We start from the raw sequence: 24,865 nt of genomic DNA, 5'->3' as shown, positions 1-24,865 counted from the left end.
GCGGTTCCGGCTAGAGCCATTTGTTCTTGCGGAACACCCGGTAGATGACCAGGCAGCCCGTCACGATCACCAGTGCGATCAGCGGATAGCCGAACTTCCAGTGCAGCTCGGGCATGAAGTCGAAGTTCATGCCGTAGATCCCGGCGACCGCGGTAGGCACGGCGATCATCGCGGCCCAGGCGGTGATCTTGCGCATATCGGTGTTCTGCTGCAAGGTGATCTTCGCGAGGGTCGCGTTCACCAGCGTGGTGAGCAGTTCGTCGAAACCGGCCACTTGTTCGGCGACCCTGGCCAGATGGTCTTCAACGTCCCGGAAGTAGGACCGGACGTCATCGGGCACCAGTCGGGTGTAGCCCTCGGCGAGCCGGCGCAGCGGCGTGGCCAACGGTGCGACGGCCCTGCGTAGTTCGAGCACCTCGCGTTTCATCAGGTAGATCTGCTCGGCGCTGATCACGCTGCGCGGCGCGAAGACGTTCGTTTCGATCTCGTCGATATCGTCCTCGATAGCGGAGCTCACCGCGAGATAGCTGTCCACCGCGGTGTCCGCGATGGCGTGCAGCACCGCGGCGGGGCCCATCGCGAGCCGCTCCGGGTCGGCGTCGAGTTCCTGGCGCAGCCTGGCCAGCCCGGAGTGCTCGCCGTGCCGCACCGTGACGATGAAATCCGTGCCGAGAAACGCCATGATCTCGCCGGTTTCGACGATCTCGCTGGCGGTTGTCGGTGACTCGTGTTCCACGTAGCGCACCGTTTTGAGCACCATGAACAGCGTGTCCTCGTAGCGCTCCAGCTTGGGCCGCTGGTGGGCGTGCACGGCGTCCTCGACGGCCAGCTCGTGCAGACCGAAGGTTTCCGCGATGCCCTGGATCTGGTCGGCATCCGGTTCGTGCAGTCCGATCCAGACGAAGCCTTCGCCGCGCCGGCGAACCTCGCCAACCGCCTGGGTATGCGTCCAGCGCCCAGGTAGCCGCGTCCCATCGACATAGACTGCGCAGTCGACCACGTAGTCGGCGAGCGATGCCGGGGGCGGCGCGGTGAACCGCTGGGTGTTGCGCCGGCGGCGGCCACCGAGCGAGGGCAGGGCGGGCATCCGTGACCTCCTCGGCGAGCGCAATCACACAACCGGTGGTCAGGGTACGCCCTTTCGTACAACACTGTTGCCTTTGGCGGTTACTCGAACCTGGCCGCGCGGCGGTGCGCGGGGTAGGAGGAAACGTGCAGTTCGGACGCTATTTCGAGGAGTTCGAGGTCGGCGCGGTGTACAAGCACTGGCCAGGGAAAACGGTCACCGAGTACGACGATCACCTGTTCTGCCTGATCACCATGAACCACCATCCGTTGCACATGGACTCCCACTACGCCGAGGAGACCACGGACTTCGGGAAGAACGTCGTGGTCGGCAATTACATCTACTCCCTGCTGCTCGGCATGTCGGTGCCGGACATCTCGGGTAAGGCGATCGCCAATCTCGAAGTGGAGTCACTGCGGCATATCAAGCCGACTTTTCACGGCGACACCATTTACGGCGAGACCGAGGTGCTGGACAAGACCCCGTCGAAGTCGCGGGACGACCGCGGCGTGGTCTACGTGGAAACCCGTGGATACAACCAGCACGGGACGGTCGTATGCACCTTCCGTCGTAAGGTGATGGTGCCCACGCATGCCTACGGCCAGGCGCGTGGTGGCGAACAGCCAGGTCGACCCGAACCGATTCTGGAGTGACGAACCAGGTATGCCGGACCTAGCCGAGTTGCGCGGGCAGTTGTTGGCTTTCGCGGCGGACGAGGCCGCGGGTGTTTCGCCGCTCTACGAGCACCTTGCGACCCAGGCCGCCGAGGATGCGGAGGTTGTTGGCCTGCTCACCGAGGTGGCGGTGCCCGAGGAGGCGGGCCAGCTGCTGCTCGCCGCGGCGCACCGGTTGGTCTACGCGGAGCCGTTCCACCCGATGTCCAGGTACTACCCCTCGGTTGGCGGCACCGACGGGGTGGATGGCGCGACCTGGCCGATGTTTCGTGAGTTCGTACTCGAGCGCGCCACGCGGATGCGCGAGCTGGTCCGTGCGCGGGTCGCGCGCGGCACCGAGGTGCGGCGCGCGGCGCTGCTGTACCCCGCGGTGGCGGCCGCGGCGAAACAGGTGCGTGGTCCGGTAGGGCTGCTCGAGCTGGGTTGTGGCGCGGGGTTGCTGCTCGGACTGCATCGTTACGCGTACCGCTACCAGACCGAGGCGGATGGTCAGCTGACCGCTGGGCCGGCGAAAAGCCCGCTTGGCCTGCACTGTGCGGTGCAGCTGGCGGAGGGGGCGCAGCTGCCCAAGCCACCGAAAAGCGTGCGGGTGGGCGCGCGGGTAGGGCTGGACCCCGCACCGGTGGACCTGGCCGATGAGGATGCCTACGGCTGGCTGGAATCGTGCATCTGGGCGGATCAGCCGGAGCGATTGCGGTTGTTCGGGGTGGCCGCGCGGATGCAGCGGGGCGATCCCCCCGAACTGGTTCGGGGGGATCTGGCGGGCGAGCTGGCCGGGGCGGCAAGGCGGGTTCCCGCCGAGCTGCCGCTGGTGGTGTTCAATACCGGCTCGCTGGTTGGCGGCGCGGATGTGGTCGCGGCGCTGGCCGAGCTCGCCGCGCGCCGTTCGGTGTACTGGGTGCACTGTGCGCCGTACCGCTCCGGCCTGGACGCGGTGCTGCCGGACCGGCCCGATCTCGCCGAGGCCGCCGGTTCGGGGTTCAGCGGGACGCTGGCGCTCACCCGCTGGGAGGCCGGCGAGGCCAAGGTGTCCGTGTTGGCCCGCACCGCCGAGGACGGCCAGCGCCTGCTCTGGCTCTAGCGCTCCCACACGGCGCCCGCGGACCACGTTTAGCCCGCTAAACGCGCTCAAAAATCAACGTTCAGCCTGCTAAACGCGTTGTTTCTGCTGGTCAGGAGGGTGCTAGTGGGGCTGGCGATGGGACAGTGGGGCGTCTTCAGTCGGGTAGTGCGTGATGTTTGGCGAGTAGCTGCCACAGACCTTCGGTGAGCGCTCCGGCGGCGTTGAGTTCGTCGAGCGTGTGACCATCCACCCAGCGCAGCGCGCTGGCATCGTCGCCGGCTCGCGGCGTGCCCTCGGCGGCCGAGCAACGGTAGGTATTTATCCGGTAGTGTCGGCCGGCACTACGTCGATCGACGGTAAGCAATTGCGTGCCGACCGTCACGTCGAGCCCGGTTTCCTCGCGAAACTCCCTGGTCAGCGCATCGGTGTCGGATTCGCCCGATTCGACCTTCCCGCCGGGTAGCGACCACAATCCCACGGCGGGTCCTCGCCCACGTCGCGCAAGCAGCAGTCGGCCGGCGGCGTCGTAGAGGGTCCCACTAACGCTGCGGATGGGGGAGGTCGAACCGTCGGACATGAACACGTACGGTAGCTTCTGCTCATCCGTAGTACGCGGTACTGCCCCGAACCAGGGACTTCTCTCCCGTTGTGCGGTCCGGTGCGGTACAACGTTGTAAGTAGGCGCTACGCGGGCGTGCACGAGAGACGGGGTTGATCGCGGTGAAGATGAAGAAGGTCCTCGTGATTTCGGGGGTCGGGCTACTCGCATTCTTCTTGATCACACAACCACAATCGGTAGCTGGGATCGTGAACATCCTGCTTGACACGCTCAAGGACGCGGCGGAATCGCTGATTACGTTCGTGCAGATGGTGTTCTCGGGCTGAGCGGGTCACAATAAGCCTATGTTCGCACCACGGGATCCTGACGAGTACCTACTCGACACCGAGCGACGGGTCATCAGGATTCGGCGGCACTGGGCGTGCCTCGGGTGGGAGATCTTCGAGACGGTCGCTTTGCTGGCCGTCGCGGTGATGGTCTCGTACCTCATGCCGCCGTCGATGTGGATCATGCAGAACGTGCTGTGGTATGCGGCGTTGCTTGTGCTGCTGCGATTTGCGTATGTGGTCGTCGCATGGTGGGTGGAGCGGTTGGTGGTGACCGACAAACGGTTCATCATGACTACCGGGGTGTTCACGACCAAGGTGCTGATGATGCCCATCAGCAAGGTCACCGACCTCACCTACGAGCGAAGCGCCATGGGGCGAATGCTCGGCTACGGCACCACCGTCGTGGAATCTGCCGGACAGATCCAGGCGTTGAACCGGATCGAGTACCTGCCACGGCCCGAGGAGTTCTACGACACGATCTCCGAGCTGGTCTTCGGCGATAAGAAGGCGCAGGCCGAGCGGTTCTCGATGATCAAGGCGCAGCGGGCGGCGCGCGGTAAGCGCAAGGCGGTCCGCTGAGGCCGGTCGTGGCCCATCGGTCACACTGGTTCGTGTGCCAATCGACCTGCATACGCACTCCACGGCCTCGGATGGGACGGACAGCCCCGGCGAACTGATGCACGCCGCGGTCCGGGCTGGCCTTGACGCCATCGCGCTCACCGATCACGACACGACGGCCGGTTGGGCCGCGGCCCAGGCGGCGCTACCACCGGGGCTGCGGCTGATTCCGGGCGCCGAGCTGTCCTGCGTCTCCGCCGACGGTCGCGGTGGCTCCTGCAGCGTGCACCTGCTTGCCTACCTCTTCGACCCCGCCGCGCCCGCGCTGGTTGCCGAGCAGCGTCGGCTACGCCGCGAGCGTCGGGAACGGTTGCACGCGATGGCCGAGCGGATGGCCGCCGATGGCCTGCCGATTGACGCGGACCAGTTGCTGGCCGAACTGCCCCCGGACGCGCCGGCTGGCCGACCGCATCTCGCGCGGGCGCTGGTGCGTGCCGGACTGGTCGCGGACGTGGATGAAGCCTTCGCCTCGTACCTGGCCGGTGGACGCCCGTACTACGTGCGGCGGACGGATACCCCCGTGTATACGGCCATCGAGATGATCCGCGAGGCGGGCGGGGTGACCGTGCTCGCACACGCCTTCGCGCATGGGCGCGGGCCGACCGTGACCGCCGAGGTGATCGCGGAGCTGGCCGAAGCGGGGCTGGGCGGCCTCGAGGTGGACCATCCGAACCACGACGTGGTTGCCCGTGAGCAGCTGCGCGACCTGGCCGACAAGCTCGGTTTGCTGGTAACCGGTTCGAGTGATTATCACGGGGAGAACAAGACGATCGCGCTTGGCCAGGAAACGACCGACCCCGAGATGCTCGCGGCACTCGTGGACCAAGCGAACGGCAGCCGAGTGCTGGTCGGCTGACCTGCCCTGCCCCCTGCCCTCACCTGCGCATTTAACGCGTTTAGCAGGCTGACCGTTGATTTTTCGGCGCGTTTAGCGGGCTCACCGTTGAGTGCTTAGCGCGTACAACAGAATCAACGTTCAGCGGGCTGAACGTTGATTCTGGAGCGCGTTTCGCGGGCTAAACGTTGGTTGTGGCCGGGTGGGTGGGGCTAGGGTTGCCAGCGTTGTGGGGGGCTGCCGGCGTTGCGGGCTCGGGCTTCAGGGGGTGTCGTGGACGGGATCTTCCACACCGCACTGTTCGTCGAAGCCATGATCACGTTGCTGGTGATCATGGACCCGCCGGGCACCGTGCCGGTGTTCCTGTCCCTGGTCGGCCGCCGCAACCCCAAGGCCCGGCACCGGGCGGCCTGGCAGGCCGTGCTCGTTTCGTTAGCGGTGATCTCCGCCTTCGCGATCGGCGGCGAGGCGATCCTGCGTTACCTCGGTATCGGCGTACCCGCCCTGCAGGGCGCCGGCGGGTTGCTCCTGCTACTGGTCGCGCTCGACCTGCTCACCGGGCGAAACACCGCCAGCCCCGACGTCGCCGAGGACGTCAATGTCGCATTGGTGCCACTCGGTACACCGCTGCTCGCCGGACCCGGCGCGATCGCGGCGACCATCGTGTTCGTCCGCGCGGCCGGCGGTGACCTGGGCGCGTACTTTGCGGTTGGCGCGGCGATCCTCGCCGTACATATCGTGTTGCTGCTCGCGCTGCGCTTCTCCCCGCTGGTGATCCGGCTGATCAAGGAAAGCGGCATTCTGCTGCTGGCCAAGGTCGCCGGGCTGCTGCTCGCGGCAATCGCGGTGCAGCTGATCGCGGACTCCGTTCGCGGGTTCATCGCGGGCGGATAACGCACGGTGCCCGCACTGACACCACTGCGCCCATCGGCAGTACCGTGGACGACGTGCACGCCCAACTCGGCTTCGACAGCATGCCGCAGCGATTGATCAAGGTCTCGCCGGCGCGCCTGTCCACCTTCGCGGACTGTCCACGGCGCTACCGGATGGCCTACCTGGACCGGCCAACGCCACGGCGCACTGGCGGGTGGGCACACAGCACGCTGGGCGCCGTGGTGCACAACGCGCTCAGGGCGCTGTTCGAGTTGCCCGCCCGGCGTCGCACCGCCGCGCGAGCGGCCGAACTGGTCACCGAGAACTGGTCCGACGAAGGCTTCGCCGATACCGAACAGGCTGGCGAGTACCGGCGGCGGGCGCGGAACTGGGTCGCCGACTACGTCGACGAGCACGACACCGGGTTCGAACCGGTCGGCCTTGAACGCTGGGTCTCCGCGCCGACCGGCACCATCGTGGCCGAAGGCAGGGTGGACCGGATCGACGAACGGTCCGGCGAGCTGGTGATTGTCGACTACAAGACCGGTCGGCGGGCGCCGAACGAGGACGACGCCCGCGGCTCGCAGGCGCTTGCCCTCTATGCCATCGCGGCGCGGCGTACCTTGCGCAAACCGGCCAACCGGGTGGAGCTACATCACGTGCCGACCGGCGAGATCGCTTCCTGGGAACACACCGACGAGTCACTACGCCGCCAGCGCGGCAGGGCCGAGGAAACCGCGGCCGATGTGCAGCTGGCCGTTGACACCCTCGCCGCGGGTGGCGACCCGGACGAGGTCTTTCCCGCCACCGCGGGTCGGCACTGCGGTTGGTGCGACTTCCGCCCGAGCTGCCCGGTCGGTCAGGACGCCGCGCCCGCGGCCAAGCCGTGGGAGCTGTTGGCCGAGTGAACAGATACCGCCGCGTGCCGGCCGCGGAGTCGCAGACCACGCCATTGCCCAAACCAGAAAGGGACAGCGGACAGCGGCGGCAGGAAGGCCGCGCGAGCGCGGTGCTGCGCGGCCTGTCCGGATCGCTCGCGCTCGGATTCGCGGTGTTGGCGTTGTTCGTGCTCGGCGTGCAGGTGTTCTCGTTCACCGAAGGCTTCGAAGGCTCCGGCGCGAACTTCGTGGTTGGGCACCTGGCCGCGGCGGCGCTCGCGATCGCCTGTCAGCGGATGGCCGATCGCGGTTCCGGGCTGACCCGCGCGGTGGGCATCCTCGGCGTGTTCGCGGTGATCATCGGCGCGCTCTGGCTGCTGTGGTGGTCCTAGCCTGGGTTGGTCCTGACCTGGGCCGGTCCTAACCGGGCCTCGGCTACCCGGCCAGCCAGTGCCCGAGCAGTACCTCGAGCAGCCGCGCGGGTTGTTCGACGTTCGGCGAGTGGCCGGCTTCGGGGATGAGATCAAAACTCGCGCCCAGTTGCGCGGCCATCGCCCGCTGATCTGGTACCGGCCAGGCGTCGTCGTTCGCTCCGGTGATCACCTGGCAGCGCGTGCCATCCCGGCGCAGCCTGCTGGCGAGCTCCGCGACCCGATCCGGCTCGGTACGCAGACCGTTCGCCATCCCGAGTAGGCCCGCCGCCGTGGACCGGATGAATCGCTCGCGCATGAACTGTTTCAACCCGGCTGGCCGCGTCGCCCAGCCGGGCGCCTGCGCGGCGATCTGCTCGCGAATCTCCTGTACCGCGAGCACGCCCTGTTCGCGCAGCAGCGGCTCGGCCGCGTTCAGCAGTTCCCGACGTCCTCCAGCGGGTAGCCCGCCCGGCCCGGTATCCAGCAGTGCCAGCATGCCGACCTCGGCACCAGCAAGCACGGTCGCGCGCGCGACCAGCCCGCCGTAGGAATGCCCGAGCAGATAGATCGTCCGATCACTGGCGGAGAGCTTCGCCAGTACCTCGGCGAGTACCGGGCCGAGCGCGCCCGGCAGGTACTCGTGCTCCTCGATGGGACCAGGCGATTCGTACTGACCGGGCAGATCGATGGCGATTACCTCGAAACCGGCCGCCGCGAGCGGGTCGAGCAGTTCGGCGAAGTCCTCCTTGGAACCCGTGTACCCGGGTAGCAGTACCGCGCTCACCCCGCGATCCGCGGGGCCGGGGTCGGCGCGCAACGCCGCGATCGGCCCGTGTGCGCCGGGGAGGTCGACGCGCTCGGCATGATGCGGCGCAAGTTGTTCGGTGAGTCCGGTCGGGGTCGGCTCCATACCTACCAAGTCTGCCCGAAAGCGGCCCAGAACCGCGTATCCCAGAACCGTTGATCCCAGAACTGCGGATCAACGTAGTGCGACGATGGTGTCGCCGCGCTGTTCGATCAGCACGCTGCCCACGCTGTCCACGGTGACATCGCCGGTGTAGTCACCGCGGTCCACCTGTAGCGTGCCGAGCCGCTCGCCGGAGCGCTGGTCCAGTACGGCAATCCCGTCGTCCACGGGAACCAGTGTCCTGCCGGCGAACTCGGTGCCCAGCCCGCGCGCGCCATCCAAAGTCCACTGTGGAGTGAGGTCGGGTTTGGCTAGCGAGATCACCTGACTGCCGGTGAACCACTGCACGGCGGTCGTACTGGACCGCGCGGCGACCGCGCGGCCGGCCGGATCTCGTTCCAGCGCGGTGGTATCACCATCGAGCGAGTGCTCCGCGATGCGCCGCCCCTCGTCGTCGAAGACCACGAGCGCGTCCTCGGCGGGCAGCGCGACGGCGGAGCGCTCGTCGCTCACCGCCACGAGCTGGCCGTGCTGCCGGTTGCCGACGATCACGCTGAACAACTCGACGGGCGCGTCGTCGTCGTTATCCGCCCCACTCGTCGCCCGGTACAGGCTCAGTCGATCACCCGAATCGTTCGGGCAACGCCCGACGACGCCGATCCGTCCGTCGTCCACCGCCACGGTGCCGAAAACGCAACCCTGCCGAGGCTGGCGCTGCGGGTTCACCTGAGCCGGAATCTCGCCGTACTCCATGGACTGGACCAGATCCTGGCGCCAGGTGTAGAGCACTCGCTTGCCCGTTGCGGTGATATGCCCGCCGTCGAAAAGCAGCCGGGTACCGACCTCGGTATCAGCGTTGCGCTGCGCGACGCGTTCGCCGGTCGCCGGATCCAGCGCGGTGATCTCCCCGCACCGGTCGTCCTCGCGCGCCACCGATTTGCGGTGTGCCGCAATGACATCCGAACCAGCCGCGGCCACCGTGCACAACGGGATATCCCTGGCGTATCGCCAGCGCTGCGCACCGGTCAGTGGATCGCGGCCGACGACCGCGTTGTCCGTAGCGGTGACCACGCCCGGTCCGGCTACCACTGGCTCCGGAGTGCCTGGGCTCGGCGCGCGCCACACCTCGGCGACGGTTGGCGGTACCGAATCCGGTTGTTCGACCGCTGCCGGATCCGGCGCGCTGTTCGCGACTTGGGACGTCGTCGCCCGGTAGTCGCTGTCCAGCCAGACGAGCGTGCCGCCGAGCACGGTGAGCACGGCGAGCGCGCCGGCGATGACGAAATCCCGCCTGCGTCGAAAAGGGTGCCGTGGCGCCACTCGCTGTGCTCCCGTGCGGATGCGGCTGGCGCGGCGGGGATCAGTCCGCCGTCGCCGGGCCGGCACCGTTGTTGACTGTGCCGTTGCTGGTCTGCACCTGGGGCGCGGCTGACTGTGCGGCCGTTCCCGAGGTAGCTGATACCGCGACGGTACCGTCCGCGCCGTCCACCGGTTTACCGGCACGGCGCCGCCGCCGGCGCCTGGCCGGACGCTGCTCCGCGCCGCCGTCGGTCGACTCGGCTGGGCTCGCCGCGCCGGTCTCGTTCACTTGCTGGCCGGCGCGCCTGCGCACCCTGCGGCGGCGCGGCGGGCCGGACGTTCCCTCGTCGGTGTTCGCCTGCTCACCGGTGCCTTCGCCGGTTGCCTGGCTGGCTTGTGAACCGCCCCTGGACCGCCGCCTGGACCGGGATTGCCGCCGTTTCGCCTGGCCGCGCTTGCCGTCCAGGTTCTCTTCGGGTTCGGCGCCGAGCCCGGCCCTTGTCCGCTTGGCGAGCGGCAGGCGCCCGCTGGCATCGGTGGGTATGTCCAGGTCGGTGAACAGATGCGCCGAGGTGGAGTAGGTCTCCACCGGCTCGGGCCGGTCCAGTTCGAGCGCGTCGCTGATCAGCTTCCAGCGCGGTTCCTCGTCCCAGTCGACCAGGGTGACGGCGACGCCGGTCTTACCGGCCCTGCCGGTACGCCCGATGCGATGCACGTAGGTCTTCTCGTCCTCGGGGCACTGGTAGTTGATCACGTGCGTGACGTCGTCCACGTCGATCCCGCGGGCGGCGACGTCGGTCGCTACCAGCACGTCGATCTTGCCGGTGCGGAAGGCGCGTAGGGCCTGCTCGCGCGCGCTCTGCCCGAGGTCACCGTGCACCGAGGCGGCCGCGAAACCGCGCTCGGCGAGGTCGTCGCTGATCCGCTGCGCGGTGCGCTTGGTGCGGGTGAAGATCATGGACAGCCCGCGACCTTCGGCCTGTAGCGCCTTGGCGAGTAGCTCGACCTTGTCCAGCGAATGTGCCCGGTACACGAACTGCTTGGTGCGTTCGTGTACGGCACCCTGGTTGTTCTCCTCGGCCCGGATATGTGTCGGGCGGGTGAGGAAGGTGCGGGCGAGCGTGATGATCGGGCCGGGCATCGTCGCCGAGAACAGCATCGTCTGCCGCTGCTCCGGCACCATGCGCAGCACCCGCTCGATATCCGGTAGGAAGCCGAGGTCGAGCATCTCGTCGGCCTCGTCGAGCACCAGCGCGCGGACCTTGCCGAGTACCAGCTGCTGCTGTTCAGCGAGGTCGAGCAGCCGTCCAGGGGTACCCACGACCACGTCCACGCCGTTGCGTAGCGCGGCGGTCTGGGACTCGTAGGGCCGGCCGCCGTAGATCGCCTCGACCCGCACGCCAAGGTGCTTACCCGCGTCGGTGAGGTCGTGCGTCACCTGCAGGCACAGCTCGCGAGTGGGTACCACCACCAGCGCCTGCGGAGTGCCGTCCCCCGGGGTGGTGATCCGATGCAGCAGCGGCACGCCGAAGCCGAGCGTTTTGCCCATACCAGTGCGGGCCTGGCCGATGACGTCCTCGCCGGCCAGCGCCAGCGGCAGGGTCAGCTGCTGAATCGCGAAGGTTCGCTCGATGCCGGCTTCGTTGAGGGCCCGGACGATGTCCGCGTGTACCCCGAGCTCGGCGAAGGTGGGTGATTCCGGCTGTGCTGCTTCGCCGGCCCGCAATGGATGCGAATCGTCGGTCGCTGGAACGCCGGTCTCGCTGTGTTCCAGCGCGATGGGATCGTCCGGCGTATCCGCTTTGTTGTTATCGGTTGTGCTTGCGGTCAGTGTGATCGCCTCTCTCGTACCAGCACGCACGGCTCGGTCGAGGCACTCGACCGCGCGTACGTACCGGTCCGTGACCAGGCAGCGCGCGGGAATGTCGGCGAGGTGTGCGCGCACACTTTCTCGATCACGGCGCGGCAGTGACCAGCCGCGATCTCCCCGGCCCAAGCGTCATCTGCGGGGCCGTTACGAAGTCATTGTACCTGTTCACCCGTCCACAGTGGTCAACTGTGCATGTGGCGAGTGTCGCGGGTGCGGATTCGGCGCGGGGATACGATTACGCTCGCAGCTATGAGCGACCAGAATGCCGCGCCGTCCACCGGCGAAACCGCTGCGCACGACCAGGAAGCCGGTGCCGGGCTCGCGACCGGGGTGCTCGATCTGATCGGCGTGATCGCCTACGGCGAGCTCTCCGCGTTCGACCGGATCGCCGAGGACGCGCGTGCCGCGCCCACCCTGGCCGGCCGGGCCGCGCTGGCCTCGATGGCTGCCGCGGAGATCGGCCACTACCGGTCGCTCGAAGACTACCTGGCCAACCGCGGCTACCAGGTGACCGAGGTGATGCGGCCGTTCATCGGGCACTTCGACCGGTTCCACGCCTCCACCGCGCCAAAATCCTGGCTGGAATCGCTGGTCAAGGTCTATATCGGGGATGGGCTGGCCGCTGATCTCTACGGCGAGATCGCTAACTGGCTTGACGATGAGACCAGGGAACTGGTGCTCAGGGTGCTCGCCGACACCGGCCACTCCGCGTTCGCGGAAACCGAGGTCCTGGCCGCCTGCGAGCAGGAACCGAAACAGCGCGACCGGCTAGCACTGTGGGGCCGCCGGCTGCTCGGTGAGGCATTGACCCAGGCGCAGTACGTGGTCGCCGAGCGGGACGGGCTGGCCGAGTTGATCGTGACCGGGTCCGGCGACCTTTCCGGGGTGGCCGCGCTGTTTCGGCGGTTGCAGCAGCGGCACACCAAGCGGATGGTCGCCCTTGGCCTCGGCTGAGGTGATGCTCGGTTAACCTGGCTGGGAGCCCGCTTCGCGGAAGCGGGCTCTTTGTGAGTCAACCGGCTAAATCGGAGGTCAGCGTGGAGATCAAGATCGGCGTCGCGGAGAGCCCGCGGGAGCTCGTAGTGACGAGCAGCGAGTCGGTCGAGGAGATCGAATCGCTTGTCTCGGACGCACTCGGCGGCAAGAGCGAAATGCTGAGTCTCACCGACGACAAGGGGCGCCGACTGCTGGTACCCGCATCCCGGATCACCTTCGTGGAGATCGTGCCGACCGAATCCCGCCGAGTGGGCTTCGCGGTCGGCAGCTGAGCTGCACCACCAGGTCAGTACCTCTAGGGCTCGACCTCTACGGCTCGGTGATCAGATCCACCGCGAACGGCGGTGTGCTGATCCCGGCCACCCGATAGCGCCCCCATGGGTCGGGGTCGGACAGCTTCGCTTCGGCCTCGCCCTGCGGGGTGCGTAGTCGGCCAACCTTCGAACCAGCCTCGGCGAGCTCGCTGACCCGCTCGTTCTGGGTTATCCGGCCGTACCAGTGATAGCGGCCGTCGATCGGCTGGAAGTAGCCGCGCAGCTCGACTCGCACCGGTATCTCGGAGTCCGCGAGCAGTAGCGTCGCCTCGCCGGCGAAGCCTTCTTCCTCGTGTTCCTGTTCGTCGCTCATGCGCTGGCCCCTCCGGAAGATCGCGTGGTCTCTCGTTCGGTCTCGGCTGGTTCCGGTACCGCGTGCAGATGTGCCTCGCCGGGTAGCTCGAACGGCGCGTCCGGGTCCACGGTGGCTCCCGCGTCGCGCAGTATCCCGTCGATCGCGGCCCAGATGATCTGGGTCAGGTAGTCGACGACCGCTTCCCTGCTCATTGACTGCCGGTCGAGCCACCAGTCGGCGGTGTTCTGGACGAGGCCGACGATGCCGTGTGCCCACGGCTCGGCGCCGCCGGAGTCCATATTGAACGCCCGCATGTAGTCGCCGAGCAGCGTGGCAAGCGCCGCCGCGATCATCTCCTTGTCCTCGTGCACCACATCCGATTCCGCCGGTAGGTGTCGCCCGGTGATGAAGCGGTACACGTTCGGGAATTCATCGATCACGCTGAAGAACGCGGTCAGGCTCTGCTTGATGCGTGGGCGCGGGGCCGTCTCCGTGTTCAGTGCCGGGACCAGCCGCTGGAAAAGCAGCTCGGTGCCACGGTGGCCGACCGCAAGGTACAGATCGGCCTTGTCGGTGAAATGCCGGTACAGCACCGGCTTCGTCACCCCGGCTTCGGCCGCGATGTCGTCCATGCCCACGTCGGGACCGTGCTTGCCGAGCGCGCGAATCGCCGCGTCGACGAACTCCGCCCTGCGTGCTTGCCGGTGCTTGCGCCATCGCTCCTTACGTGCGTCCGGAGCTGGTCGGCGCGCCTCCGAGTCGGGGTTGACAGGCTTGCTCATTCGTCGCATGCTACCACTAGTAACCGTTACCTCAAGTAACAGATACTCCAGCAAGCAGAGGAGGCCAGCGCGATGGCCAACGTCACGGCTAAGGCGGGTGGCAGGGCAAAACCGGCCAAGGAAACGCCGAGCAGGGAAAAGACGGCCGAGCGGCTGCTGAAGTCCTCAGCGGACAAGTTCTACGACCCCGACGTGGATATCGACTGGCAGGCTCCGCTCGCCGAGGGCAAGTACTACCAGCCGGAACACCGCGTCACGCTGTACGGCACCGAGCTATGGGAGCGGCTCAGCCCCGAGCAGCGGATCGAACTCGGCAAGCACGAGCTGGCCAGCACCGCGAGCGTGGGCCTGTGGTTCGAGGTCATCCTCATGCAGATGCTGCTCAAGGAGTTCTACCGGTGTGATCCGACGACCAACCACGCGCAATACGCGTTGACCGAGATCGCCGATGAATGCCGGCATTCCACGATGTTCGCCAAGGCGGTCGCCAGGGTCGGGGCGCCGGCCTACGGGCCGATCCGGAGCCTGCGCCGGCTGGCCAAGCTGCTGCCGGTGATCGCTTACGGGCCGGCGATGTACGGGTCCATCCTGGTTGCCGAGGAGACGCTGGACCGGCTGCAGCGCGAGACCATGAACGACGAGAACGTGCAGCCGCTGGTGCGCATGGTCAACCGCATTCACGTGCTCGAGGAAGCCAGGCACGTCACCTTCGCCCGCGAGGAAGTGCTGCGCGGGATGCAGGGGATGGGCAAGGTGGAGCTCTTCTACCAGCGCTTGGTGATCGCGCTGGTTTCGTTCGCGGTGGTGCGGTCCATCATCAATCCGCGGGTGTACAAGTCGGTGGGACTGCGACCGAGGGATGCCCGCAAGGTCGCCCTGGCGAATCCGCACTACCAGGAGACCGTGCGGTGGTCGGGTGAACGCGTGATGAGCTTCCTGACCGAGGCTGGCCTGGTCGGCAAACCCTTCATGTGGCTATGGCGCAAGTCGTATCTGCTCAAGTAGCGCGCAGCCGGCCGGCCCCGCCGCCCGCCCAGCGCTTCGTGACCAGCGACGGGGTGGGCCTGCGGGTCAGACAGGACGGGCCGGAGAGCGCGCGGCTGACGGTGGTGTTGCTGCACGGCTGGACCTGTGATCACACCGTGTGGGATCGCGTGGTGGACGGGCTGGCCGATGCCGAGTCCGTGCGGGTGCTGCGCTACGACCATCGGGGGCACGGCGGATCGGCGCCCGCGCCACGGGACACCACGACCATCGACCAGCTGGCCGAGGACGCCGCGGGGCTGATCGCTGAGCGGGCGCCGGAAGGCGAATTGCTGCTCGTCGGGCATTCGATGGGCGGGATGACCATGATGGCGCTCGCCGAGCGGTACCCGGAGTTGGTGCGCGCGCGGGTGGCCGGCGCGGTGTTCGTGTCGACCACCCCGTGCAGCCTCGCGCGGATCACGCTCGGTCTGCCTGGGCCGCTGGGCGGTGCGGTAGTGCGGGCGGAGAACGCGGCAACCGCGGTGCTCGGGCGGACCAACCGGGAGCACTTCCTGGCAAGGCCGGCCGCGTTACGGCCGATGGTTCGCCGGCTGGTGTTCGGCGCGGGCGCGGCTCGCCGGGACGTGGCCGCGCTGACCGCGCAGCTCGGCAGGGTGCACCCGGCGAGTATGTCCGGGTTTCGGCGGTCGTTCGCCGTGCACGAGCGGCGTAGGGCGCTTGCCCAGTTCGCGGGCGTGCCGAGCACCGTGCTGGTGGGCAGTCGCGATCTGCTCACCCCGGTCGGGCACGCCAGGATCATCGCTCGTGAGCTGCCGGACGCGCGGTTCGTCTGCTACCCGAAGGCCGGGCATATGCTGCCCTACGAGCGCGCCGCGGAGGTGCACGATCTGATCCGCGCGCACATCGCCCGCATCCGGCATTCGCGTTCAGCGGGCTAACCGTTGAACTGGAACTCCGTTCAGCGGGCTAACCGTTGAAGTAGTACCGCGGTTAGCGGGCTAACCGCGGTATAGCGGGGCCTACTGCGGGTGCTGGAGGGGGAAGCCGGCGCCGATGCCGCGCCAGGCGAGGGTGGCGATCAGCGAGATCGCGTCCTCGCGCGGCACCGGACGGTCGGCCGCCAGCCAGGACCGCGCGCTCACCTGGCTCATCCCAACCAACCCGATGGCGAGCAGCCTGGCCCGTTCCACGTCGAGCCCGGCGTCCGCGATGATCGTTTCGGTGATCGCATCCACCGATTCGTTCGTCGCTCGGTCCACCGCCGCCTGCACGGCCGGTTCGCCCCGCAGGTCCGATTCGAAGATCATCCGGTAGGCCTCGCCCTCGCTGTTCACGAAGTCGTAGAACGCGGCGACCGTGGTGCGTACCCGCTGCTTGTTGTCCGTCGTCGAGGCCAGCGCATGCCGGACCCTGCCGACCAGCTCGTCGACATGCGTCTCCAACAGCGCGGTGTAGAGCTCGAGTTTGCCGGGGAAATGCTGGTACAGAACGGGCTTGCTGACTCCGGCGCGGTCGGCGATGTCGTCCATCGCCGCGGCGTGGTAGCCGTTCGTCACGAAAACGTGCTGCGCCGCCTCAAGCAGTTGAGCCCGCCGAGCGGTACGCGGCAACCGCATGCCACGACTGGCTTGGCCGACGCCGGCTTGCGCCGTGTCCGTCATAGTCCCTCCTGATCATTGTCACCGCTGCGGGTGAGGTCATCATCCCGCCGGCTGGTCCGACCTTACTCGCCGGTATCCACCGAAGGGAGGGCGCGGCGCTGCCCGGACACATTGCCTCAAGTGTGCTTCACGCGCCCGCGAGATCCGGCATTCTGGAGCCATGACACAGCGTGAGATGACTCAAAGCGACGCCGCCTCGAGTACCCCGCCCGGCGAGCGGGCGCCGCACACGCGGGTACGCCGGTCCCGGCGGCCACCCGCGCTCACGCATGTGCCGATGTCCACGGCGGAGCTGCCCACGCTTGATCCGCATCGCCCCGCGTGGCCAGGCGACGTCCGTACGGTCGGCGATGTTCGCCTGCACGTACGTGTCACCCCAGGTAATGACGGTGCCACCGCGGTCTACGTGCACGGCCTCGGCGGCTCCGCGAGCAACTGGACCGACCTTGCCGCGGCGCTCGCGCCGAGGGCCAACGGCCTGGCCGTGGACCTTCCCGGCTTCGGGCTGAGCGAACCGGCCGAGGGCTTTGGTTACAGCCTCGCCGAGCACACCGCCGCGCTGGAAACCTTCCTGGACGGCCTCGACGATCCTGCGGTGCACCTGTTCGGCAATTCCATGGGCGGCGCGATCAGCGTGCTGCTCGCGGCCAAACGGCCGGATCTGGTGCGCACGCTCACCCTCATCTCACCGGCGGTACCGGATCTGCGGCCGCTGCCCAGCCGGATCTCCGATCCCCGGCTGCCGCTGGCCATGCTGCCGGTAGTGGGCCGCTCCGCGCGCCGCAAGCTGCTCGCGCTGACCCCGAGGCAACGGGTGGAGCAGGTGCTGCGCCTGTGCTTCCACGATCCAGCGGTGGTTCCGGAGAGCCGGCTGGTCGAAGCCGAGCAGGAGAACGCGATCCGGCTACGGCAGCGCTGGGCCGGCGATGCCATGAACCGCAGTACGGCCGACATCATCCGCAGCTGGTTGCGCCCAGGTGCCAGCTCGTTGTGGTCGGTGCTGCCCAAGGTGCGAGTGCCCACGCTGGTCGTCTGGGGTGCCGGCGACCGGGTGATCACCGCGCGCAAGGCCAGTCGCACCGCCGAGGCACTGCCAAGCGCTCGCCTGCTGATGCTGGCCCGTACCGGTCACGTCGCGCATATGGAACGGCCGGCGATGGTGGCGCGCGGCGTGCTCGGGATGTGGGAGGCACACCGGAACGGCAGCTGGTGACCGGCGCATTTGCCGGCCATCCGCCAGGCGCTCACTGAACTGGAGTAACGAATATGGCACGCTTGACACCGGCAGCGATGGTCCGCCGGTCGGGTGCCGGTGGGTGGCGAGAAGGGAACGGGTAGGCGTGGGCAGGCCACAGACTCGTGGGAGTGGCACTCAGGTGTCCCCGCGAGGCGAGCATGCGCCCCCGCGCCGCGAGCAAGAATCGCGCGAACCCGAAAGATCGCCGCGCGAGCGACCGGTGAGCCGCCCGCGCCAACCAGCGCGCCGGTCGTCCGGACCGCAGGGCGAAGCCGGCGAACCGCTGCGCGCCTCCTGGCGGCCAGCCCCGCGCGAAGCCTCGGCTGCCGGTGGCGGTCCACCCAAGAAGCCGAACGGTTGGCGCCGGTTCGCGGGGACCTACGGCTGGCGGGTGTATGCCCTGCCGATCCTGCTCGTCGTCACCGTGCTGGTGGGGGTGGACACCGCGACCACGGGTGACGAATCCGGCCAGCAGTCCGCCGAATCATCCGTCGGTCCGCAGGCCGAGGGCCCGCAGGCGACCGAGCGGCGCGGCAAGCCGGCGAACCTGAACATCCCCACCGCGGAACTTCCGGACGGCGCGCCCTACACCTCGGCTGGTAACGGCACGTGGCGGATCGTTCCTGGTACGAGTGAGCCAGTTGGCAAGGGCAGCGAGGAGTTCACCTACACCGTCGAGATCGAGGACGGCCTCAACGAAGCCGACTACGGCGGTGACGAGGCGTTCGCGCAGATGGTGGACGGCACGCTGGCGAACGAGAAGAGCTGGATCGGCGATGGGTCGATCAAGTTGCGCCGGGTGGACGCGAGCGGTCCCGACCCCGATTTCCGGGTGAGCCTGACCAGCCACGAGACGACCAAGCGGGCTGATGTCTGCGGGTTCTCCATCCCGTACCCCACGTCGTGCTGGCGCAGCAGCTCGGAGCGGGTGGTCATCAACCACGCCCGGTGGGTACGCGGTGCCGAGGCGTTCGGCAGCGACATGCTGCTCTACCGGCAGTACGCGATCAACCACGAGGTCGGCCACGCGCTCGGGAACAACCACGAGGGCTGTAAGGCAGAGGGCGACCTCGCGCCGGTGATGATGCAGCAGACGTTCGGTGTGGCCAACGATTACGTCGCCAAACTGAACACGGACGACCCGATCAACCGCCAGGCGGTACCCAAGGACGGCAAGACATGCCGGCCGAACGCCTGGCCGGTGCCCGGTTCGCGCCCGTCCAGCTAGCTACCCGGGTGCTCCCACACTGCGAGAGTGAGCGGGCACTCCCGATATCGTGGATGACAGCGATACCCGCCCGCGTTGTACGGCGGTAACAGGTGATTTTCCAGATCGCTTCGACGCCCAGCGCTCTAGGAGGAGCAGATGTCAGGGAGTAACACCCTGCCGCCACTGGTTGAGCCAGCCAGCGAGCTGACCAAGGAAGAGGTGGAGCGCTACAGCCGCCACCTGATCATCCCGGATGTCGGGATGGACGGTCAGAAACGGCTGAAGAACGCGAAGGTGCTGGTGATCGGTGCGGGCGGGCTCGGCTCGCCGGCGCTGCTCTACCTCGCCGCTGCCGGTGTGGGCACGCTCGGGATCGTGGACTTCGACGAGGTGGACGAGTCGAACTTGCAGCGCCAGGTGATCCACGGCCAGTCCGATATCGGTAAGCCGAAGGCCCGTTCGGCCAAGGAATCCATCGCGGAGATCAACCCGTTCGTCCAGGTCAACCTGCACGAGACGCATCTGAGCTCGGACAACGCGCTGGACATCTTCCGTGACTACGACCTGATCCTGGACGGCACGGACAACTTCGCCACCCGTTATCTGGTCAACGACGCGGCGGTGCTGCTCGGCAAGCCCTATGTCTGGGGTTCGATCTTCCGTTTCGAAGGTCAGGTCAGCGTCTTCTGGGAGGACGCGCCGAACGGGCAGGGGCTGAACTACCGGGACCTCTACCCGGAGCCGCCACCACCGGGCATGGTGCCGAGTTGCGCCGAGGGCGGGGTGCTCGGCGTGTTGTGCGCGTCCATCGGTTCGATCATGGTGAACGAGGCGATCAAGCTGCTCACCGGAATCGGCGAGCCGCTGCTTGGCCGGCTGGTGGTCTACGACGCACTGGAGATGAAGTACCGCGAGGTGAAGATCCGTAAGGATCCGAGCACCGAGAAGATCACCGAGCTGATCGACTACGAGGCGTTCTGCGGGGTGGTCTCGCAGGATGCCCAGCAGGCAGCCGCGGGGCACACCATCACCGCGAAGGAGCTGAAGGCCAAGTTCGACGCGGGTGAGGACTTCGCGCTGATCGATGTTCGCGAACCACACGAGTACGAGATCGTGAACATCAAGGGCGCCACGCTGATCCCGAAGGACCGCATCCTGTCCGGCGCGGCGCTGGCCGAATTGCCGCAGGACAAGCCGATCGTGCTGCACTGCAAGTCCGGTGGCCGCTCCGCGGAAGCCCTTGCCGCGTTGCACAAGGCGGGATTCGCGGACGCGGTGCACGTGGGCGGCGGTGTGCTTGGTTGGGCGAAGGACGTCGACCCCAGCCTGCCGACGTACTAGGCACTCCGTTCCGGTATCACGTTCACTCCCCGTGACCGCAATCTCTAGGGGAAATGCGGTTACGGGGGTGGCGTTCCGGGTTGACATTCCGGCGCGCGGGCCGTGGCGGTGCCACATGTGCCGGGATGTCGCGGTAGCGTCTCGGGTGTGAGTGCGAGACCCGAGCCGCCGCCACCGCATGTGTGCGCCGCATTTGGCGCGCGGGGTGCCGAACCCGAGTTGATCGGCGCCGGTCCGGTATGGCGTTGCGGCGATATCACACTCAAACCGGTGGTGAACACCTCCGAAGCGGCCTGGGTTGCCCAGGCGCTGGATTCGCTTGATGCTCCCGGGGTACGGATCGCGCAACCGCTGCGCTCCACCGACGGCCGGTGGGTGATCGGTGGCTGGACCGCGATGCGCTACGTCGCTGGCCGCTTCGAACCGCGCTACGACGATGTCGTCGCGGTGTCCCTGCGGTTGCACGAGGCGGCCTCCCGGCTTGCCCGGCCGGCCTTTCTGGACAACCGGAACGATGTGTTCTCCCGCGCGGACCGGGCCGCCTTCGGCGAGGAGGATGTCGCGCTGGACACCGCACGCGGTGGTCGACTGTTCGATGTACTCGCCGCCTCCCGGCGCACCATCGTACTGCCGCAGCAGGTAGTACACGGCGATCTGTTCGGGAACGTGCTCTTCGCTGGTAACGCGCCACCCGCGATCGTGGACTTCACCCCGTACTGGCGCCCAGTGGAGTGGGCCGCCGCGGTGGTCGTGGTCGACGCGGTTGCCTGGGGCGGAGCCGATGCGAGCCTCGCCGACCGCTGGGACCACCTGCCGGAATGGCCACAGTGCCTGCTACGGGCGCTGCTGTTCCGGCTCGCGGTGAACGCGCTGCATCCTTCCGCGACCGAGGATTCGTTGCGTGGCCTGGACAACGCCGCGCATCTGGTTACCGCCAGACTCTGAGCCAGGTCTCGTCCGCAGTGCTCGCTTCTGTCCATTCACGACTTTGATGACGGTGTCATATCGGCGAACAGTCGCCGGATGGTGTCCCTGAGCTGGTAGATACCAGGAGACTCGATGGGGAAGTGACCAGTTCCCTCGAGCAACACCAGTTCCGTCTTGCCATTGATCCGATCGAGGAAGCTCGTGGACAACTCGAGTGGGGTCCAGTGGTCCTCGGTGGGATGCGCCAGGACGAATCGCGTTCCGGTCGCCTGTTCCGGCTCCACCGCCGGCTTGGAGTCCAAATAGGAACGTAGGAAGCCGAGTGGCATCGCGTTGCCGCCACCGAGCTTGTCCGCCACCACGGTGTCGACAAGGCCGCGGTCGTTACTGATCGCCCGCATTTTCACCAGCGCGCGCAGCGGGATCTGGGCCGCGGCCAGCGGACCGGCGAGCAGCCGGAGCAGCGGTCCGGCGTACCTGCCGAGCACCGGGAACCGGGCGATCCGCGCGTGAACCTCGCGGCCGCGCGGATCGAGCAGGCAGGTGGCGAGCACGGTGTGCACGGCGCCGGTACGGCATGCCGCCTCGTAGGCAAGCATGCCGCCCATACTCGCCCCGACCACCAGCATGGGCGTACCCGAGCGCTGTTCGGCTCGGACGAAGTCCGTGGCGAACGCCGTCCAGTCCGGGTAGCGGAGCGCGCCGCGATCGGGCACGGAGGTACGCCCGAACCCTGGCAGATCAGGCATGGCCACGCGGAAACCGGCGCCGGCCAGGATCGCCGCGGCCGGCCACAGCGCGCCGGCATGACCACCGGCGCCGTGCAGCAGGATCGCCTGGCACGGTGCCGCCGGGTCACCCGCGCGCAGCACGTGCGCGCGCATATCCCGCCAGTGCCAGCTGGTCGACGTCGGCTCCGGCAACGGGTTCGGCAATGCGTCGGCCGGCAGGAATCGCAGGTAATCGCTGGTCATCCTGCTAGTCTTGGGCTTGGTGAACCCGCTGGCAACTCGCGTTTGGACGACCTATCAGTACCCCACGGAAGAAGCCCCGCCAGCAGCGCTCCCGGTACACCTACGAGGTGATCCTGGAAGCGGCTGCTCAGGTTTTCGACCGCGAGGGCCTGGACGCGACCACCAATCGGATCGCCGAACGGGCTGGTGTTTCGGTCGGCTCGCTCTACCAGTACTTTCCGAACAAGCAGGCGGTGCTCTACGGGCTCGCCGAATGGCACCTCGAGCATCTGACCGAACGGCTGGAAGGTTTCTTCGCCGGGCTCACCGATGCCGCGGCGTCCTGGCCGGATACCGCGCGAGCGGTGATCCGCACGGTGCTTGCCGGGCATGCCGAGCATCCGAGTACGCATACCCTGCTTTACGAGTACACCCCGCGTACGCCCGATGGCGCGGACCGGTTGCGCCGGTTACTCGACCGCGCGGCCGAACTGCTTGCCGCGCAACTACGCCGCTTCCGGGTGGGTGGGCCGGACCACCAGCTGACCGCGGCGCTGCTGGTACACGGGCTGGACGCGCAGGTGCATCGGGTGGTGCTCGCGGCCGATGACCAGGACCACGCGGCCGAGACGCTGCTCGCGCTATGGAGCGCGCTACCTGTCGAGCGCTTGGAAAGCTGACTCGCGGCAACTACGCTTCCGGTAGCCGATCGACGCCGATTGGGGACCGCGATGACGCCAATCGCGAACCACCGCACCGCGCGCGGTGCGGTGCGCGCGCAACCATCCGTCGTGATCGTCGGTGCCGGTTTCGGTGGCATCGCGATGGCCCTCGAGCTGCTGCGCGCCGGATTCGAGAAATTCACCATCCTGGAGCGTGCCGCTGAACTTGGCGGTGTGTGGCGGGAAAACACCTACCCCGGTGCGGCCTGCGACGTGCCCGCGCCGTGCTACTCGTTCTCGTTCGCGCCAGAGCCGTACTGGACGGACCGTTTCGCGGGAGGCGCGGAGATCCATGGTTATATGCGTGGCCTCGTCGCAAAGTATGGGCTCGACCGGCATATCCGGCTCAATACCGAGGTGTCCGTGGCACGGTTCGCCGAGCAGGAAGCTTGCTGGTGGCTGGAAACGGCGGACGGCGCGCGCCTTCGGGCGGACGTACTGGTCGCGGCGACCGGGCAGCTGTCCAGGCCGGCGTGGCCGAATATCCCTGGCGTGGGTGATTTCGCCGGCCCCGCGTTTCACTCCGCCCAATGGGACCACGAATGTCAGCTGGCCGGGCAGCGGGTCGCGGTGATCGGTACCGGGGCGAGCGCGATCCAGTTCGTGCCGCGGATCCAGCCCCACGTCGCGCACCTGACGTTGTACCAGCGATCCGCGCCGTATGTGCTGCCGAAGTCGGAGCTGCGGTACTCCGCATGGCAGCAGAAGCTCTACGCCCGGCTGCCGGTGACCCAACTGGCCGAGCGGCTGTACTTCTGGGCTTTCCTCGAGCTGGGCGCGTCGGCGGTGGCCGGCAACAAGATGGTTGCCGCGCTACTCAAGCGACGGGCCTTGCGGCACCTGGCAAGGGAGGTCGCCGATCCGCTGCTGCGGGCGAAGCTCGCGCCGGACTATGTGTTCGGTTGTAAACGGGTGCTGTTCGCCAACGACTACTATCCCGCGCTGCGGCAGCCGAACGTGGCGGTGCGCACCGAGCCGATCGCGGAGATCACCCCTGGTGGCGTGCGTACCGCCGATGGCGTCGAGCATCCGGCGGATGTGCTGATCTACGGCACGGGTTTCGCCAGCCACGAGTTTCTCGCGCCGATGGAGGTTTACGGGTGCGGCGGGCGTTCGTTGCGGGAGGTCTGGGCAGGGGGCGCGCGGGCGTACCTGGGTATGGCCGTGCCGGAGTTCCCGAACCTGTTTCTGATGTATGGCCCCAACACGAACCTCGGTTCGGGTTCGATTCTGTACATGTTGGAGCGACAGGCCCGCTATATCCGGCAACTGGTGCACCGCCTCGCCGCGCGACCAAGGTCCTATGTGGAGGTTTCGCCGGAGGTGGCCGAACGGTTCGACCGGGAGATGCAGCGCCGGCTTACCGATACCGTTTGGGCGTCCTGTGCCAGTTGGTATCGCGAGGAGAATGGGCGGGTTTCCGCGAACTGGCCGGGGTTGGTATCCGAGTACAACCGGCGAACCAAAGTTCCGGACTTCACCGCCTACCGAACCGTCCCAGCCACTTCCGATACCCTCGGTGACCGCGTTCTTTAAGGTTCGCGAGTATGTCGCGGTCGTAGGCCTCCGCTGAATCGCAACCTTTAGGAATCGTGCGGGGTGCTGGAGGTGAGTGCGTAGGTGAGGCGCGCTGTGGGGATCGTGCTGCCCTCGTTCGCCTGGTAACCGCCGGAGCCGGCGAGACCGGTGAGTTCGCCGGTGCCTGAGCCCGGCACGATTTCCCAGTCCGTATGAGCCGCGCCCGCGTGGAATGTGCCGGTGTGCCGGAGTACGAAGCTTCCTTGCCTGCCGTGCAGTATGCCGACCACTCGCTCGTGTCCGACGTAGCTCGCGGTGCCGTCCGCCAAGTACACGAGTAGTAGTTCGAGCCTGCCCGCGCCGACGAGATCGCCGGTGTAATTGCCGGTCACTACGGCCCGGGCCAGTGGTGTGGCTTCGTCGCCGGAGTCGTAGTTGTGTTCGTCCCAGCTGGTGATGTCGATGCTGGTGCTGGCCTCGGTGTTCATCTGCTGCTCCTTGCTTGTTCCTTCGATCAAGGCGCAGTACAACGGATATA

General features: G+C 67.6%; 28 protein-coding genes. 18 read left to right on the top strand and 10 right to left on the bottom strand.

Annotation, left to right across the window (positions count from 1 at the left end):
- Positions 1–10: 10 nt before the first annotated feature.
- Entirely contained in the window at positions 11–1,087 is a 1,077-nt protein-coding gene (gene corA / locus EV191_RS19660) for a magnesium/cobalt transporter CorA (protein ID WP_132878585.1), read from the bottom strand.
- 125 nt (positions 1,088–1,212) lie between these two features.
- Here corA and EV191_RS19655 point away from each other — a divergent pair, with 125 nt between their 5' ends.
- Positions 1,213–1,719, top strand: a complete 507-nt coding sequence (locus tag EV191_RS19655; protein ID WP_132878584.1) for a MaoC family dehydratase — start codon at positions 1,213–1,215, stop codon at positions 1,717–1,719.
- 10 nt (positions 1,720–1,729) lie between these two features.
- Positions 1,730–2,821, top strand: coding sequence for a DUF2332 domain-containing protein (locus tag EV191_RS19650; RefSeq protein ID WP_132878716.1), 1,092 nt, complete (start codon positions 1,730–1,732; stop codon positions 2,819–2,821).
- Positions 2,822–2,957: 136 nt separating this feature from the next.
- Here the strand turns inward: EV191_RS19650 and EV191_RS19645 are convergent, their stop codons facing one another.
- Entirely contained in the window at positions 2,958–3,380 is a 423-nt protein-coding gene (locus EV191_RS19645) for an NUDIX hydrolase (protein WP_132878583.1), read from the bottom strand.
- A gap of 164 nt (positions 3,381–3,544) precedes the next feature.
- Here EV191_RS19645 and EV191_RS30135 point away from each other — a divergent pair, with 164 nt between their 5' ends.
- From EV191_RS30135 to EV191_RS19620, 6 genes are all read left to right on the top strand, one after another.
- Positions 3,545–3,688 (top strand): hypothetical protein, encoded by a 144-nt coding sequence (locus tag EV191_RS30135; RefSeq protein WP_165913011.1) that lies wholly within the window; start codon positions 3,545–3,547, stop codon positions 3,686–3,688.
- Between the two features lie 18 nt (positions 3,689–3,706).
- Complete coding sequence (locus EV191_RS19640) at positions 3,707–4,270, top strand: PH domain-containing protein (RefSeq protein ID WP_132878582.1); 564 nt, start codon at positions 3,707–3,709, stop codon at positions 4,268–4,270.
- Positions 4,271–4,295: 25 nt separating this feature from the next.
- Entirely contained in the window at positions 4,296–5,165 is an 870-nt protein-coding gene (locus EV191_RS19635; protein ID WP_132878581.1) for a PHP domain-containing protein, read from the top strand.
- A gap of 252 nt (positions 5,166–5,417) precedes the next feature.
- Positions 5,418–6,038, top strand: a complete 621-nt coding sequence (locus EV191_RS19630) for a MarC family protein (protein WP_279388446.1) — start codon at positions 5,418–5,420, stop codon at positions 6,036–6,038.
- Between the two features lie 80 nt (positions 6,039–6,118).
- Complete coding sequence (locus EV191_RS19625; RefSeq protein WP_132878714.1) at positions 6,119–6,925, top strand: RecB family exonuclease; 807 nt, start codon at positions 6,119–6,121, stop codon at positions 6,923–6,925.
- Positions 6,922–7,287, top strand: coding sequence for a hypothetical protein (locus tag EV191_RS19620; protein WP_132878580.1), 366 nt, complete (start codon positions 6,922–6,924; stop codon positions 7,285–7,287). Before EV191_RS19625 ends, EV191_RS19620 begins: the two co-directional genes overlap by 4 nt.
- A 43-nt stretch (positions 7,288–7,330) precedes the next feature.
- Here EV191_RS19620 and EV191_RS19615 read toward each other — a convergent pair whose 3' ends face one another.
- From EV191_RS19615 to EV191_RS19605, 3 genes are all read right to left on the bottom strand, one after another.
- The gene (locus tag EV191_RS19615) at positions 7,331–8,218 is read right to left on the bottom strand and encodes an alpha/beta fold hydrolase (RefSeq protein ID WP_132878579.1); all 888 of its coding nucleotides are present in this window, start codon (positions 8,216–8,218) and stop codon (positions 7,331–7,333) included.
- A 69-nt stretch (positions 8,219–8,287) separates the two neighbouring features.
- Entirely contained in the window at positions 8,288–9,535 is a 1,248-nt protein-coding gene (locus EV191_RS19610; RefSeq protein WP_165913015.1) for an Rv3212 family protein, read from the bottom strand.
- A gap of 40 nt (positions 9,536–9,575) precedes the next feature.
- A complete protein-coding gene (locus EV191_RS19605; protein ID WP_424565487.1) occupies positions 9,576–11,375 on the bottom strand; it encodes a DEAD/DEAH box helicase in 1,800 nt (599 codons plus the stop codon).
- A gap of 258 nt (positions 11,376–11,633) precedes the next feature.
- Here EV191_RS19605 and EV191_RS19600 point away from each other — a divergent pair, with 258 nt between their 5' ends.
- Positions 11,634–12,338 carry a ferritin-like fold-containing protein gene (locus EV191_RS19600; protein ID WP_132878577.1) on the top strand — a complete coding sequence of 235 codons (705 nt, stop codon included), beginning with the start codon at positions 11,634–11,636 and terminating at the stop codon, positions 12,336–12,338.
- A gap of 83 nt (positions 12,339–12,421) precedes the next feature.
- Complete coding sequence (locus tag EV191_RS19595; protein WP_132878712.1) at positions 12,422–12,652, top strand: DUF3107 domain-containing protein; 231 nt, start codon at positions 12,422–12,424, stop codon at positions 12,650–12,652.
- Positions 12,653–12,689: 37 nt separating this feature from the next.
- On the opposite strand, the gene EV191_RS19590 is transcribed toward EV191_RS19595, so the two are convergent.
- Both EV191_RS19590 and EV191_RS19585 read right to left on the bottom strand, forming a co-directional pair.
- Positions 12,690–13,007: a DUF4873 domain-containing protein gene (locus EV191_RS19590; RefSeq protein ID WP_132878576.1), complete on the bottom strand. Its 318-nt coding sequence runs from the start codon at positions 13,005–13,007 to the stop codon at positions 12,690–12,692.
- Positions 13,004–13,780 carry a TetR/AcrR family transcriptional regulator gene (locus EV191_RS19585; RefSeq protein ID WP_424565484.1) on the bottom strand — a complete coding sequence of 259 codons (777 nt, stop codon included), beginning with the start codon at positions 13,778–13,780 and terminating at the stop codon, positions 13,004–13,006. The genes EV191_RS19590 and EV191_RS19585 overlap by 4 nt, the downstream gene beginning before the upstream one ends.
- A 63-nt stretch (positions 13,781–13,843) precedes the next feature.
- Between EV191_RS19585 and EV191_RS19580 the strand changes: the two genes are divergently transcribed.
- On the top strand, positions 13,844–14,776 hold the full coding sequence (locus EV191_RS19580) for an AurF N-oxygenase family protein (protein ID WP_132878574.1): 933 nt from the start codon (positions 13,844–13,846) through the stop codon (positions 14,774–14,776).
- Positions 14,749–15,696, top strand: a complete 948-nt coding sequence (locus tag EV191_RS19575) for an alpha/beta fold hydrolase (RefSeq protein WP_132878573.1) — start codon at positions 14,749–14,751, stop codon at positions 15,694–15,696. Before EV191_RS19580 ends, EV191_RS19575 begins: the two co-directional genes overlap by 28 nt.
- Before the next feature lie 81 nt (positions 15,697–15,777).
- Here EV191_RS19575 and EV191_RS19570 read toward each other — a convergent pair whose 3' ends face one another.
- Positions 15,778–16,419, bottom strand: coding sequence for a TetR/AcrR family transcriptional regulator (locus tag EV191_RS19570; RefSeq protein WP_132878572.1), 642 nt, complete (start codon positions 16,417–16,419; stop codon positions 15,778–15,780).
- Positions 16,420–16,579: 160 nt separating this feature from the next.
- On the opposite strand from EV191_RS19570, the gene EV191_RS19565 reads away from it, so the two are divergent.
- The 4 genes from EV191_RS19565 (at position 16,580) to EV191_RS19550 (ending at position 21,152) form a co-directional block, all read left to right on the top strand.
- Complete coding sequence (locus tag EV191_RS19565) at positions 16,580–17,632, top strand: alpha/beta fold hydrolase (RefSeq protein WP_341539626.1); 1,053 nt, start codon at positions 16,580–16,582, stop codon at positions 17,630–17,632.
- A 244-nt stretch (positions 17,633–17,876) separates the two neighbouring features.
- On the top strand, positions 17,877–18,884 hold the full coding sequence (locus EV191_RS19560) for a DUF3152 domain-containing protein (RefSeq protein WP_243659071.1): 1,008 nt from the start codon (positions 17,877–17,879) through the stop codon (positions 18,882–18,884).
- 138 nt (positions 18,885–19,022) lie between these two features.
- Positions 19,023–20,207, top strand: coding sequence for an adenylyltransferase/sulfurtransferase MoeZ (gene moeZ, locus EV191_RS19555; RefSeq protein WP_132878570.1), 1,185 nt, complete (start codon positions 19,023–19,025; stop codon positions 20,205–20,207).
- Positions 20,208–20,354: 147 nt separating this feature from the next.
- On the top strand, positions 20,355–21,152 hold the full coding sequence (locus EV191_RS19550) for a TIGR02569 family protein (RefSeq protein ID WP_132878569.1): 798 nt from the start codon (positions 20,355–20,357) through the stop codon (positions 21,150–21,152).
- Positions 21,153–21,187: 35 nt separating this feature from the next.
- Here the strand turns inward: EV191_RS19550 and EV191_RS19545 are convergent, their stop codons facing one another.
- On the bottom strand, positions 21,188–22,108 hold the full coding sequence (locus tag EV191_RS19545) for an alpha/beta hydrolase (protein ID WP_132878568.1): 921 nt from the start codon (positions 22,106–22,108) through the stop codon (positions 21,188–21,190).
- A 107-nt stretch (positions 22,109–22,215) separates the two neighbouring features.
- Between EV191_RS19545 and EV191_RS19540 the strand changes: the two genes are divergently transcribed.
- The gene (locus tag EV191_RS19540) at positions 22,216–22,767 is read left to right on the top strand and encodes a TetR/AcrR family transcriptional regulator (protein ID WP_243659070.1); all 552 of its coding nucleotides are present in this window, start codon (positions 22,216–22,218) and stop codon (positions 22,765–22,767) included.
- 51 nt (positions 22,768–22,818) lie between these two features.
- Positions 22,819–24,345 (top strand): flavin-containing monooxygenase, encoded by a 1,527-nt coding sequence (locus EV191_RS19535; RefSeq protein WP_132878566.1) that lies wholly within the window; start codon positions 22,819–22,821, stop codon positions 24,343–24,345.
- Positions 24,346–24,392: 47 nt separating this feature from the next.
- Here the strand turns inward: EV191_RS19535 and EV191_RS19530 are convergent, their stop codons facing one another.
- Positions 24,393–24,815 carry a DUF3224 domain-containing protein gene (locus EV191_RS19530; protein ID WP_132878565.1) on the bottom strand — a complete coding sequence of 141 codons (423 nt, stop codon included), beginning with the start codon at positions 24,813–24,815 and terminating at the stop codon, positions 24,393–24,395.
- Positions 24,816–24,865: the final 50 nt, after the last annotated feature.

The organism is Tamaricihabitans halophyticus (assembly GCF_004340875.1).
Lineage (GTDB): Bacteria > Actinomycetota > Actinomycetes > Mycobacteriales > Pseudonocardiaceae > Tamaricihabitans > Tamaricihabitans halophyticus.
This window is presented reverse-complemented; position numbering and strand designations above follow the sequence as displayed.